This is a genomic window from Actinoallomurus vinaceus (assembly GCF_039542055.1).
Taxonomy (GTDB): Bacteria; Actinomycetota; Actinomycetes; order Streptosporangiales; family Streptosporangiaceae; genus Actinoallomurus; species Actinoallomurus vinaceus.
The window spans coordinates 392851-405648 of sequence record NZ_BAABHK010000003.1 but is presented as its reverse complement, the minus strand read 5'-3'; the positions used below and the strand labels follow the sequence as shown (position 1 = coordinate 405648).

The window sequence follows — 12798 nt, the reverse complement described above, 5'->3', positions numbered from 1 at the left end:
TTACCCCTGTTCGGAGTCGGTCGTCGGGACGGCGCGCGACCGCCGCCGCTGCCGGCGGCTCAGCTCGCCCGGTGGCCGCCCGCCCAGGACGCGCGCGGTGACGAACAGCACGAGCACCATGGCGAGCAGCGCCAGCGCGGCCCCGAACCCGCGGGCGATCGCCTCCGGTTCGGGCTTGCGCACCAGGTTGAAGGCGACCAGCGGCAGCGGGACCTGCGGGCCGTTGAACGGGTCGGCGTTGAAGTTCTGCGTGTAGCCGGCGGTCAGCAGCACCGGCGCGGTCTCGCCGAGTCCGCGGGCCATCGCCAGCACGACCGCGGTGGCCAGCCCGGACCGCGCGGTGGGCAGCACCGCGCTCCAGACCATGCGCCACCGGGGCGCGCCCAGGGCCAGCGCCGCCTCACGGAGACCGCCGGGGATGAGCCGCAGCACCACCTCGGAGGCACGGATCACGATCGGCAGCATCATCACCGAGACGGCGCAGGCGGCGGACATCCCGGACTGGCCGAGGCCGAGCGTGACGATGAGCCCCGCGTAGACGAACAGGCCCGCGACGATCGAGGGGATCGCGGTCATCGCCTCGACGAGAGTCCGGACCACCCGGGCCATCCGGCCGCCGACCTCGCTGAGGAACACGGCGGCGGCGATCCCGAGCGGCACGGTGATGGTGATCGCGATGCCGATCTGCTCGAGCGTGCCGACCATCCCGTGCAGGATCCCGCCTTTGGTCAGGGGGTCGTTGGGACCGGTGACCGACAGGTCGGTGGTGAAGAACCGCACGTGCCTGACGGCGCCCCAGCCCCGCTCCGCGGTGAACCCGATGACGACCGCCAGGACACCGACGACGAGGAACCCGGCGGTGTGCACGGCCACCGACACGACCCGGTCGACGACCACGACGCGGCCCCGCCGCTGGCCCACGATCAGCGCGTACAGCGCGAGGAAGGCGATGTACCAGCAGACGACAAAGCCGAGTCTTCCCTTGAGCGGGAGCATCCGCTCGTAGATCAGCCAGACGAATCCCACGGCGCCCATCGCCGCGCCGATCACGGACATGACGTCGTCGAGCTCCCGGCGCCGCAACCGGCGCGGCCGGTCCGGTGGGTCCTCCGCGGCCCGTTCCGGTGCGGAGACACCGGGTGCCGGAGGGTCTGTCGTGGTCGTCATCGGTCTCCTCGTCGTCGTGGCGGGCGGAGCTCGGTCAGATCTCGGTCGCCGCACCCGACCGGGAGCGGGCGACGACGTACGACGCGAGCATGTTGACCGCGAGCGTCAGCAGGAACAGGACCAGGCCGGCGGCCATGAGGCCGGACAGCTGCAGCGGGCTGGACTCGCCGTACTTCAGGGCGATCAGCGACGAGATCGAGCTGCCGCCGTCGTCGAGGATGCGGATCCGCACGTTGAGGAGGAACGACAGCACGAGGAACACCGCGACCGTCTCGCCGAGCGCGCGGCCGAGGGCCAGCATGGTGCCGCCGATGATGCCGCCCCGGCCGAAGGGCAGCACCACGGCGCGGATCATCCCCCAGCGCGTCGCGCCGAGCGCGTAGGCGGCCTCCCGCTCGTACGACGGCGCCTGGGAGAAGACCTCCCGCATGACGGACGTGCAGATCGGCACCACCATCACGGCCACGACCAGACCGGCGATGAAGGTCGTCCCGGCGTACGTCGACGGCTCGTCGTGGGCGGATCTCACCGTGAAGAAGGGGATGAAACCCAGCCAGTCGGACAGCCAGCGGGACAGGCCGAGCACGTTGGGCTGCAGCAGGAAGAAGCCCCACACGCCGTAGATGATGCTCGGCACCGCCGCCATCAGGTCGACCAGCGAGATCAGCGGGCGGCGCCACCGCTGCGCGGCGTACTCGGAGATGTACAGCGCCGCGCCGAGCGAGATCGGGAACGCCACGGCGAGCGCGACCATGCCGATGAGCACGGTGCCGAGGAGCACCGCCGCGATCCCGAACCGGTGGGCGTCGGGCACCCACTGCGACTCGGTGAAGAAGGCGGTCCCCGCCTCGCGCAGCGCCTGTGATCCGCGCATGAAGAGGAAGAGGCCGATCAGGCCCATGACGACGAACACGGTGGCGCCCGCCGAGCGCACGACCACGGCGAACAGGCGATCGCCGGCGCCATGACCTCCGCGCAGTCGGCGCGGATGCTCCCCGGAAGCTGCTGAGTCGGCTGCCGCCATCGGCTCTCCTCGCGACCGTCCTCGGACACGCGGCCGTGTCCGGTGCGCCAGTCGAACAACGCGAATCGACCAAGGCGGGAGGCGATGGCGAACAGCGCCTGACGGGACCGTTTCCTGGGAACGTCTGATCGGACGAAGGCCGTGATCGCCGGTCGGCTCCGTACGATGCGCGAAGAGGTCTCCGTCTACGCTAGAGTTGACTCGCTCGCTGCGGCGGGCATCGGGACGTGGCCTAGCTTGGTAAGGCGTCTGACTGGGGGTCAGAAGATCGTGGGTTCAAATCCCGCCGTCCCGACCACGTGATGTCTCAGGACACTAAAACCCTCCGGCCCTTGTGGGCGCGGAGGGTTTTCGCTTTTCCGGTGGAGTCAGCCGGCTGATCCGTGACGGCCTGGTCCGTCGTGGTGGAAGACCTCCTCCATCGGCGCCCACCACTCTCCTTCGGTCGCCGACGCGACCGGCTGCTGGCACGGATCGGTCAGCTGCCACCAGCGACGTGTCACCTCGTCCTCGGCGAGCCGCGCGAGGTCCGCGGCCAGGTCGTCGCCGCCGTACTCGTAGTAGCCGAACAGCAGGCCGTCGCGGAGGAAGATCGAATAGTTGCTTATGTGCGCGCGGTGCAGCGCGGCCAGCACGTCCGGCCACACCTCGGCGTGCAGCGCCCGGTACTCCTCTTCCTTCTCCGGCCGAAGCCGGATGACGGTGGCGACTCGCCTCATCGGTACTCCTCGTTCAGGCCACGCGGTGGTCGTCGATGGCGTCAGGGTCCCAGTCGATCCCGATGCCGGGTACATCCGGGGGAGCGACGCAGCCGTCCACGATGTCCAGCGAACCGTGTGTGATCGCCTGCAACTGCGGGATGTGCTCGACGTAGATCCCGTTCGGCACGGCGGCGGCGAGGCTGACATGCAGCTCCATGAGGAAGTGGGGGCTCACCTCGATGTTGAACGCCTCGGCGGCGTGGGCCACCTTCAGCCACGGGGTGATCCCGCCGACGCGGGCCACGTCCACCTGGACGATCCCGACCGCTCCGGCGGCCAGGTAGTCGCCGAAGCGCTGGACGGAGTACAGGGACTCGCCGACCGCCACCGGCACGCTGGTCGAGGCGGCCAGCCGGCGGTGTCCGTGCAGGTCGTCGGCGGGCAAGGGTTCCTCGAACCAGGCGATCCCGAGCGGCTCGTACGTCCGGGCGCGGCGGATCGCCTCCGCGGCGGTGAAGGCCTGGTTCGCGTCGACCATGACCTCGAAGTCCGGGCCCACCGCCTCGCGGACCGCCGTCAGCCGCTCGGCGTCCTCGGCGACCGACGGCCTGCCGACCTTGACCTTCACCCCGCGCAGGCCGGCCTCGGCGGATCGCTTCGCACCGGCCACCACCTCATCGATCGGCAGGTGCAGCCAGCCGCCCTCGGTGTCGTAGACGGGCAGTCGTTCGTGGGCGCCACCGGCCATCCGCCACAGCGACTCACCGGTGCGGTGCCCGCGCAGGTCCCACAGGGCGATGTCGACGGCGGCGAACGCCAGCGACGTGATCGCTCCGACGGTCGTCGCCCGCGTCTGGTCGAGCATGAGCCGCCACAGTGCCTCGACCGGACGGGCGTCGTGCCCCAGCAGGGCCGGGGCCAGGTGGTCGCGGATGAGCGACACGACGGCCCGCCCACCGGTTCCGATCGTGTAGGAGTATCCGGTGCCGGACAGTCCGTCGGACGTGTGGACGGTGACGAGCACCGTCTCCTGTTTGACGAACGACTGCATCGCGTCGACGCGGACGGTCGCCGGTTCCAGGTCCACCAGGTGGACGTCGATTCGTTCGATACGCGTCATGTCCTGTGCTCTCTGCGCCGGAGGTCGGTCGCCGCTCACTTGATCGCGCCCAGCGTGATGCCGCTCGTGACGTACCGCTGGAAGAAGAGGAAGAGCAGGACGATGGGGAACGTCGCGATCACGAGACCGGCGAAGAAGGCTCCCTGGTCGCTGACGAACTGGCCCTGGAAGGAGAGCAGACCGACCGAGAGCGTGCGGTTCTGCGGGCGGGTCAGCAGCACGACCGCGAACTGCACCTCGCTCCAGACGAAGATGAGCCCGAGCAACGACACCGAGATGAAGCCGCCCTTGCTGATCGGCAGGACGACGCGCAGCAGCGCGGCCAGCTCTCCGTATCCGTCGATCTTGGCGGCCTCGAGCAGTTCCCGCGGGACCGCGGCGAACACCGATCGCATGATCAGCGCGATCGTGGGCGTCATGAACGCCGCGTAGACCAGCGAGACCCCCAGCACGCTGTTGAGCAACCGGTACCTGCCGAGCAGTTCGAACGTCGGGATCAGCGCGACCACCAGGGGGACGCTCAGCGCGAGCACCATGAGCCGGCTGACCGCGGCCGACAGGCCCCTGCTCGCGCGGGCCAGCCCGTAACCGGCGAGGCTGCCGCAGGTCACTCCGATCGCGAGGCTGCAGAGCGCCACGAGCAGGCTGTTGACGATGTACGTCGACAGCGGCGCGCCGCCGACCACGCCCCGCCAGGCGGCCGTGTAGTTCGACAGCTGCCACCGGCCGCCCAGCCCCAGCGGATGGGCGTAGATGTCGCTCGTCGGGTGCAGCGAGAGCAGCAGCATCGAGAGGAACGGGATCACGGTGATCGCCGTCCAGGCCAGCAGGAGCAGGTAACCGAGGTACCAGAGGGGGCCGCGCCGCCAGGCCGGTCGCCGTACGCGCCGCCTCGCGATCGTCCGCGCGGCCGGGTCGGCGGGCCGGGCCCGCGTCATCGAGGCCGTCATCGCGCGTCCAGGGACCGCTGGCGGAACACCTGCAACACCAGGATGCCGATGGCCCCCACGATCAGTGTCGTCACGACCGCGGTGGCCGAGCCGTAGCCGTAGTCCTGGTCGAGGAAGGACTGCTTGTAGACGAGCACCGGCAGGATGCTCGTGGAGTTCCCGGGGCCGCCCCGGGTCATCGCGTAGATGACGCCGAAGGCGTTGAACGAGAACACCGACATCAACGTGGTGATCGTGCCCAGCATCGGCAGGATGTTCGGCAGGGTGATGCGGAACAGCCGGCCGGCCGCTCCGACCCCGTCGAGCGTGGCCGCCTCGTGGACCTCCGGCGAGATGGTGTCCATCGCGCCCAGCAGGATCAGCATCGCGTACCCGGTCTGCGTCCACACCGCGACGAAGATCGTCGCGTACGGCGCGGTCGACGACGAGGCGAGCCAGGCGTGCCCGTCGCCGAGGCCGACGGAGCCGAGCACGGAGTTCGCCACGCCGGTCGTCGGCTGGAAGGCGTTCGACCAGAAGATGCCCGCGACGCTGACCGGGATGATCACCGGCAGGAACCAGACGACCTTGAAGATCCGCGCGCCGGGGACCTCCCGGCTGATCGCGTTCGCGAGCAGGCATCCGATCGTCACCGTGAACACCACGGTCCCAAGGAAGAAGGCCAGGCTGGTCACGACGGACTGCCGGACCAGCGCATCGTGGGCGAGGCGCCGGTAGTTGGCCAGGCCGCGGTAGGCGACCGAGCCGATGCCGTCCCAGGACCCGAGGCTGATGTGCACGGACTCGGCGATCGGATAGGCGATGAACAGGGCCAGCAGCAGCATGGCCGGCGCGATCATGAAGAGCGGGAAGGTCCGTGGCCTTCGGCGCGGGCGCCGGAGGGCGGCGGGGGTCACTCCGTGGGCGGCCATCAGTCCGAGGCCCCCGACACCTTGCCGGACTGGAGGCTCTCCAGCGCCGTCTGGAACTGCTGCGCCGCCTGCTGCGGGCTCAGTTTGCCGGCCGCGAGCTTCTGCAGCACCGGCACCGCGAACGCCTGCCCGAGCGTGGACGGCACGGTGGAGTCCCAGATGTTGACCAGTCCGACGGACTGCGACAGCTCGAACTGCTGCTGCACCAGGTCGCCGAGGTTCGACAGGCTCGAGGGCCGGATCGAGGTGAACACGGGCAGCGAGCCGCCGCCGGCGACGACGCTGACCTGGTACTTGTCGGTCATGAAGAACTGGAGGAACTTCTTGGCCAGGGCCGGGTTCGCGGCCTTCGCCGGGATCACCAGGGTGTCGCCGTTGAAGGCGTTGAACGGCGTCTTGCGGCCCGGGGTGAGCGAGGGCAGCAGGAACCAGCCCATGTCGAACGACGGCTTGGCCGCCTTCAGATCCGCGTAGGAGTAGTTGCCGCCCTGCAGCATCGCGAGCTTGCCGCTGGTGAACAGCGCCTGGGCCTGCGTGGTGTCCATGCCGAGCATCCCCTTCTGGTAGATGCCCTTGCGCTGCCAGTCCTGGATCGTCTGCAGGACCTTCACGAAGCCCGGATCGGTGTACTTGACGTCCGTGGGGGAGCCCGGCTTGAAGTTCGTGAGCATGGCGGCGTACTGCTCGGGCGTCACCGCGGTGGGCAGCAGCGCGTCGAGCGTGTGGCCCAGGTCGTACGGGCTCGAACCGCCCACGCCGAAGCCCTGGTAGCCGGCGGTCTTGAGCCGGCCCACCATGGCCTCGAAGTCGGCGACGGACGCGATCTGGTGGTCGGCGGGGTCCGGGATGCCCGCCTTCGCGAAGGCCGCCTTGTTGTAGTAGACGGGGGCGATCAGCAGTTCCTCGTAGAGGACGCCGTAGTGGTGCCCGTCGGTCGTGTAGTAGGCGGTCTGGCTCTTGGAATACTTGCTCGCGAGGCCGGCGGCCGTCCAGACGTCGTCGATCTGGGTCAGCTGGTGATTCTTCAGCAGCGCCGACCAGACGCCGGTGCTGCGCTGCAGATAACCGATGTCCGGGGTGGCGGTCGAGCTGAGCAGCGCGACGTTCGGGCCGCGCGAACTGTTGGAGTCGACCCCTTCGAACGTCACCTTGGTGCCGGGGTTGGCCTTCTCGAAGTCCTTGCCGACCTGCTGCATGGCGGAGGCCATCGGTCCGGTCGGGATCTGCACCCGGAGCGACTTCCCATCGCCGGACGAGGCGCCGGGACCGGTGCCACACGCCGGGAGCAGGGCGGCGGCCGCGAGCAGGACACCGGCGACCGCGGTGTACCGGGTCGCCCTGGGGGTTCTAGTGATTCGCACGTGACTCGTCCTTGGGGGAGGGGGACAGTTCGATCGCGATGACGTCGATGAGCGCGCCGGTCGGCGGTGGCACGGTGATGAACAGCTCGCCGAGCGGTTCGTCGTCGGCGCCGTTCGCCTTGTGCACCTCCTCGTTCACGGCGTACGGCAGCGGCTGTTCGGTGCCGAGCAGGCGCACGCCGGTGACCGAACCGATCGGGACGTTGCGGACGATGAGGACGTCGTCCTGCGGGCGGAGCAGAAGGTGCAGATAGATCTGGTCACCCCGCCGGGTGGCCGGGCCGTGGAAGTCGAGGCGCTCGGGCGCCGGCCCGGCGCCGATGATGCTCTCGCCGGCACCTGCCAGCCAGGCGCCGAGGGCCTTGAGCGTGGCGACCTCGGTGGGCACGAGCGACCCGTCGCCTCGCGGTCCGATGTTGAGCAGGAGGTTGCCGCCGCGGGACACGACCTCGCTCAGGTAGCCGGCGAGCATCCGCGGGCTCTTGTAGTCCAGGTCGTCGGGCCGGTACGCCCAGCTCTCGCTCATGGTGAGGCACAGCTCCCACGGGCCGGCCGGCGGCCGGCGCGGCATGCCCTGCTCGGGGGTGGCGTAGTCGCCCTGGCCCGGCAGCCGGTCGTTGATGATCACGTCCGGCTGAAGCGACTTGATCAGCTCGCGCAGCTCCGCGGCGTGCCACTCCTCGGCGGTGCGTTCCCACTCGCCGTCGAACCACAGCAGGTCGATCGGGCCGTACTCGGTGAGCAGCTCGGTCAGCTGTCCCTTGACGTAGTCGATGTACCGCGCCCACTGTTCCGGCGAGGGCCGGCGGTACCGCTCGTACGGGTAGGGGCGGTCGGCGTCGGTGAACGCGGGGTAGTCCGGGTGGTTCCAGTCGAGCAGGGAGTAGTAGACGCCGACGCGGAGACCCTCGGCCCGCAACGCGTCGAAGAACTCGCGGGTGATGTCGCGCCCGTACGGTGACGCCTCGACGGAGAACTCCGAGTGCCGCGTGTGGTACATCGAGTAGCCGGCGTGATGGCGGACGGTGAAGACGACGTAGCGGGCGCCCGCGTCGCGGGCCAGCCGGGCGACCGCCCGCGGGTCCCAGCGCCGGGGGTCGAACTCCGCCGCGCTCGACTGGTACTCCGCGACCGTGACGTCGGCCTCCGGCTCCGTCCGGCCGGGGAGGATCGACTTGCCGACGAGCGGCCACCCGATCTCCAGGCCCTGCCTGCTCGCGTGGTCCCAGTGGACGAACAGCCCGAAGCCCGCTTGGCTGAACCATTCCGGAAGAGTCACGAGGTCGTCCTCTGCGTCCAGGGGGAGGGCTCCCGAAATCGGATACGATACGATTTGATGAGGATGCAGGTCCGTTCCGCCACATGTCAACCAGTGGCCGCGAGGATTTCGCAGCGGTGGCCGCGCCGTACCGGCGAATCGGTGCCCGCTGCGCGATCTCGGACATCGTCGAGGTGGGAGGCATGATGAGTGAGCCGGCGCCGTCCGGACACGCTGACGGCGGAGCCGACCCGGGCGCGGCCGAGCCGGCCAAGGTCAGCGTCCGTGAATCGGTGTTCCAGGCGTTGAAGACGCTGCTGATGGACCACGATCTGGAGCCCGGCGCGCGGCTGTCCATCGACGGGCTCGCACGCCGGCTCGAGGTGTCCCAGACCCCCGTCCGTGAGGCCCTCGCACGCTGTGAGTCGGAGGGGCTCGTCGTACGCCGGCCGAACGCCGGATACCTCGTCGCGCCCCTCCTCGACCAGGAGGGCCTGGACGACCTCTACGACGTCCGCCTCCTGCTCGAGCCGGCGGCCGCCGCCCGCGCCGCCCGGCACGCGACCCCGGACGAGGTGGCCGAGATGCGCCGCACCGTCGAAGAGATGGCGCCGACGCTGCACGGCGACACCTACGAGGCGTACCGCGGGTTCGCGGAGCTGGACGCCGAGTTCCACAACGCGATCGCGCAGGCCAGTCGCAGTCCCCTCATCGCCGACACGCTGCGCAGGTTCCGCGCGCACACCCACAGCTACCGGCTCTACTTCCGCCATGGGATCGCCGGTCCAGCCATCGAGGAGCACCGGGTGGTGCTCGCCGCCATCGAGCGGAAGGATCCAGAGGCGGCGAAGGCGGCCATGCGCGACCACCTCGAGTCGTCACGATCGCGCCTGCAGAGCGCCTACCGCGAATGACACGCCCGGTGCCCGCTAACGCGGATCGGCCGGTCGTACCTCGATGAGCATGGCCTGCTGCGGGTCGAGAGTCGGCATGGGCAGTCCCGCGCGCGCAAGGACGGCGCCGGGGAAGGGGACCCAGTCGCGCATCGCCCGGTCGGCCCACGCGGGAGCGGCGATGTGGTGCATCGACGGGGGCCCCAGGTCGGTCCTGATCCGCACAACGTGGTCGCGGTCCGGCGCCAGACCGGGGAGGCGTACCCGGCCGGACTGGCCCGCGGCGGACGTGACCGTCCGGGCCCAGCAGTACAGCGCGTCGGTCCCGTCACGCGACACGACACCGTGCAGCAGGGTCGCCTCGTCCTCGGTGTCGGCGCGGACCACCCGGCCCTGGTGCAGGAGCGGGCGAAACTCGCGGTACATCGCCGCCCAGGCGGCCATCCGGCCGAGCTCCTCCGCGGAGCAGCGGGTGAGGTCCTGCTCGATGCCCGCGTGCCCGAACAGCGCGGTGGCCAGGCGGAACGACGCGCTGGTCAGTCTCCCCGTGGTGTGCGCCTGTTCCGCCCCGACGTGCGAGCCGATGAGCTCGGGCGGGATCAGCTGGCCCGTCCAGCGCTGGATCGCCTGGCGCTCGACCGGATCGTTGCAGTCGGAGGCCCACACGCGGTCCGTTCTGGCCAGGATCCCCAGATCGATCCGCCCGCCGCCGGCGGCGCACGTCTCGATCTCCAGGGCCGGGTGCCGCGTCTTGAGCGTGTCGAGCAGCCGGTACAGCGCGGTCGTCTGCGCGTGCACGGCGGGACGGTTTGCGCCTCCGGCGTCACCGAACACGGCCTCGAGGAGATCACGGTTGTGATCCCACTTCAGGTAGTCGATCGAGTACCGGCCGACGAGCGTGTCCAGGCGGTCCAGCAGATACGCCCACGCCTCCTCGGCGGCGATGTTCAGCACGTACTGGTGCCGGAAGCCGAGGCCGAGCCCCGACGCCGGCCCGAGGACCCAGTCCGGGTGGGCACGGGCGAGCTCGGAGCCGAGGTTGACCATCTCCGGCTCCACCCACAGCCCGAACTCCATGCCCAGGCCGTGGACGTGGTCGGCCAGCGGCGCCAGCCCGTTCGGCCACACGTTCTCGTCCACGAACCAGTCGCCCAGACCGGCCGTGTCGTCCCGCCGCCCGCGGAACCAGCCGTCGTCGAGCACCACGCGCTCGACCCCGACCTCGGCCGCGCGGTCCGCGAGCGCGAGGAGCCGCTCCAGATCGTGGTCGAAGTAGACGGCCTCCCACGTGTTGAGCGTCAGGGGGCGCGGCCTGGCCGGGTGCTGCGGGCGAGCCCGCAGCAGGTCGTGGAAGCGACCGGCGAGCCCGTCCAGACCACCGTCGGACCAGGCGAAGTAGCAGACCGGCGTACGGTACGTCTCACCCGGGCCGAGGGCGATCTCACCCGGTCTGAGCAGCTCTCCACCGCCCAGCGCGGACGCGTGGACCCCGGCGCCCTCCGGCGGCCGCTCGACCAGGTACCGCTGGTTGCCGCTCCACGCCACATGCACGCCCCACACCTCCCCGGTCCGGAACCGGAATCCCGGCACGCCGGCGACCAGCAGGTACGGCGAGTCCGGGCCCGGCTTGCCCCGGCGGATCTCCCGGGCGTAGCCGCCGAAGTCCAGCGGCCGGCGTTGCGGTGCGCGTTCCCGGCACCACTTCCCGGTGAAGTCGAGCAGCTCGGCCGCCCGCCCGGGCAGGGGCAGGAAGGTCGAGACGCCCGCAACCTGGTAGCGCCCCGCGCCCCCGGCCGTACGGGTCAGCGCCGCGTCGACGGCCAGCACGCCGGACGCGTCGAGCCGGTAGGTGAGCACGATGTCGAGACCGGAGACGTCGTCGGCGAGGTCGACGACGAGTTCCGCGCCGCCTCCCGGGAGCGTCCGGTGCCGTGCGCCGGTGAGGCGCGGCCGGGGAGAGGTCGCGGTGCCGTCGACATGTCCCTCGTGCGCGGGCGTGCCCGACCAGCCCTCCGCCTCCGTCGGCCAGACGGAGAAGCGCCGTGGTACGTCGGGCGCGTTGTTCAGGACCGAGGCCTCGGCGCTGAGAAGAAGCGCCGCGCACCCGTCGTCGGACAGCTCACCGAGGTCCTCGCCCCAGTGCAGCACCCTGGGGACGGTGCCGGTCAGCTCCACGACCACGGCGGTACCCGCCGCGCGCAGCTGAACCACGTTCGGGACATCCATGATCAAGCCTCTTCACCACCCCGGCGCCGTCACCCGGCGCCGCCTCTCCGGACGGACATCGGGCAGCGGTCCCGGGTCACTCCGACCGGGACCACCGACCTGGCTCAGGATCGCAGGACCTCGGCGACGACTGGATTGGCGGGGTCGGACCAGACGTCAGGTGGGACGACGCCGGTTGAGCGGCCGTACGGGTCCAGAAGATGGCCCAGGAGTTTCTCGTGCCGCAGGGTGATCACCCGCTCGGTGATGTCCACCGCGGGGTGCACGGATGCGAGCTGGGTCTCGAAGCGGGGCACGTCTGCCAGCGAGTGCAGGCTCGCCTGCACCACGAGGTTGTTCGGGCCGCTGACCGCCGCGCAGTTCCTGGTCTGGGGCAGCCGTATCAGGGCGTGGCCGATCTCCGGCAGGTCGGCCGGTGGCGCCTTGGCCCAGAAGGTCGCGGCGACGGCCCAGCCGCCGAGCGGGCGGGCGAAGTCGCAGCGTAGGCGTAGCAGGCCGAGTCTGGTGAGTTGGTCGATGCGCCGTTTCACGGTGGAGGCGCTGGTGTCCAGGGCGGCGGCCAGGGAGCGGTAGGAGGCTCTGCCGTCGCGGGCCAGGTGGGCCAGGATCGCCCGGTCGGTGGGGGTGATCTGGCGCGGACCCTGGTCGTCGGGCGGGGGTGCGGTGGTCGCGGTGAGCTGGGCGCGTTCGCCGGGGGCGAGCGCGGCGATCCGCCAGCGGCCTCCTTCGGTGAACATGTGCGTGACGATCCGGGCCCGGACCGCTCTCACGCCCTGGATCGTGGGCAGGACGTCGAGGGTGTGGCGGGACATGGCGGCCAGGTCGGCGGTGGCCACGGTGGCGAGCAGGTCGTACCCGCTGGCGGTGCGCTCGATGGTGACCACGTGCGGATGGCCGCCAAGGGTACGGACGACATCGGCGGTGTCGCCGTGGGCGCAGTCGATCTCGACGAAGGCGACGCACACCTGGTCGAGCAGTTGCCGGCCGGGTGAGAAGCCCACCCAGGCCTCCCCGCGGTCGAACAGGCGGCTCCAGCGCCTGGCCACAGTCACCGCGTCCACCCCGAGCGCGGCGCCGAGCACGCTCCAGGAGGCCCGCGGGTTGAGCTGCAGGGCGTTGATCAGGACGAGATCGTCCTCGCTCAGCATTCTGACGTCATTCTGCACCTCAGCCCACCCTTTTGCGAG

General features: G+C 70.7%; 11 protein-coding genes and 1 tRNA gene. 2 read left to right on the top strand and 10 right to left on the bottom strand.

Annotation, left to right across the window (positions count from 1 at the left end; genetic code table 11):
- Together pstA and pstC are read right to left on the bottom strand one after the other, a co-directional pair.
- A complete protein-coding gene (gene pstA / locus ABEA24_RS12895) occupies window positions 1-1167 on the bottom strand; it encodes a phosphate ABC transporter permease PstA (protein ID WP_345430989.1) in 1167 nt (388 codons plus the stop codon).
- A gap of 34 nt (window positions 1168-1201) precedes the next feature.
- Window positions 1202-2191, bottom strand: coding sequence for a phosphate ABC transporter permease subunit PstC (gene pstC / locus ABEA24_RS12890; protein WP_345430988.1), 990 nt, complete (start codon window positions 2189-2191; stop codon window positions 1202-1204).
- A 221-nt stretch (window positions 2192-2412) separates the two neighbouring features.
- Between pstC and ABEA24_RS12885 the strand changes: the two genes are divergently transcribed.
- Window positions 2413-2489 (top strand) — tRNA-Pro (locus ABEA24_RS12885).
- A 70-nt stretch (window positions 2490-2559) separates the two neighbouring features.
- Here the strand turns inward: ABEA24_RS12885 and ABEA24_RS12880 are convergent.
- The 6 genes from ABEA24_RS12880 to ABEA24_RS12855 all read right to left on the bottom strand — a co-directional run bounded on the left by ABEA24_RS12880 (window position 2560) and on the right by ABEA24_RS12855 (window position 8513).
- Window positions 2560-2910: an L-rhamnose mutarotase gene (locus tag ABEA24_RS12880; RefSeq protein ID WP_345430987.1), complete on the bottom strand. Its 351-nt coding sequence runs from the start codon at window positions 2908-2910 to the stop codon at window positions 2560-2562.
- A 13-nt stretch (window positions 2911-2923) separates the two neighbouring features.
- On the bottom strand, window positions 2924-4012 hold the full coding sequence (locus ABEA24_RS12875; RefSeq protein WP_345430986.1) for a mandelate racemase/muconate lactonizing enzyme family protein: 1089 nt from the start codon (window positions 4010-4012) through the stop codon (window positions 2924-2926).
- A gap of 35 nt (window positions 4013-4047) precedes the next feature.
- Complete coding sequence (locus ABEA24_RS12870; RefSeq protein WP_345430985.1) at window positions 4048-4962, bottom strand: carbohydrate ABC transporter permease; 915 nt, start codon at window positions 4960-4962, stop codon at window positions 4048-4050.
- Complete coding sequence (locus ABEA24_RS12865; RefSeq protein ID WP_345430984.1) at window positions 4959-5801, bottom strand: carbohydrate ABC transporter permease; 843 nt, start codon at window positions 5799-5801, stop codon at window positions 4959-4961. Before ABEA24_RS12865 ends, ABEA24_RS12870 begins: the two co-directional genes overlap by 4 nt.
- Window positions 5802-5872: 71 nt before the next feature.
- Window positions 5873-7234 carry an ABC transporter substrate-binding protein gene (locus ABEA24_RS12860; RefSeq protein ID WP_345430983.1) on the bottom strand — a complete coding sequence of 454 codons (1362 nt, stop codon included), beginning with the start codon at window positions 7232-7234 and terminating at the stop codon, window positions 5873-5875.
- Window positions 7221-8513, bottom strand: coding sequence for an alpha-L-fucosidase (locus tag ABEA24_RS12855; RefSeq protein WP_345430982.1), 1293 nt, complete (start codon window positions 8511-8513; stop codon window positions 7221-7223). Before ABEA24_RS12855 ends, ABEA24_RS12860 begins: the two co-directional genes overlap by 14 nt.
- 182 nt (window positions 8514-8695) lie before the next feature.
- Here ABEA24_RS12855 and ABEA24_RS12850 point away from each other — a divergent pair, with 182 nt between their 5' ends.
- On the top strand, window positions 8696-9406 hold the full coding sequence (locus ABEA24_RS12850) for a GntR family transcriptional regulator (protein WP_345430981.1): 711 nt from the start codon (window positions 8696-8698) through the stop codon (window positions 9404-9406).
- Window positions 9407-9421: 15 nt separating this feature from the next.
- Here ABEA24_RS12850 and ABEA24_RS12845 read toward each other — a convergent pair whose 3' ends face one another.
- Both ABEA24_RS12845 and ABEA24_RS12840 read right to left on the bottom strand, forming a co-directional pair.
- The gene (locus tag ABEA24_RS12845; RefSeq protein ID WP_345430980.1) at window positions 9422-11611 is read right to left on the bottom strand and encodes an alpha-galactosidase; all 2190 of its coding nucleotides are present in this window, start codon (window positions 11609-11611) and stop codon (window positions 9422-9424) included.
- Window positions 11612-11715: 104 nt separating this feature from the next.
- Window positions 11716-12777, bottom strand: a complete 1062-nt coding sequence (locus ABEA24_RS12840) for an Lrp/AsnC family transcriptional regulator (RefSeq protein WP_345430979.1) — start codon at window positions 12775-12777, stop codon at window positions 11716-11718.
- Window positions 12778-12798 lie beyond the last annotated feature (21 nt).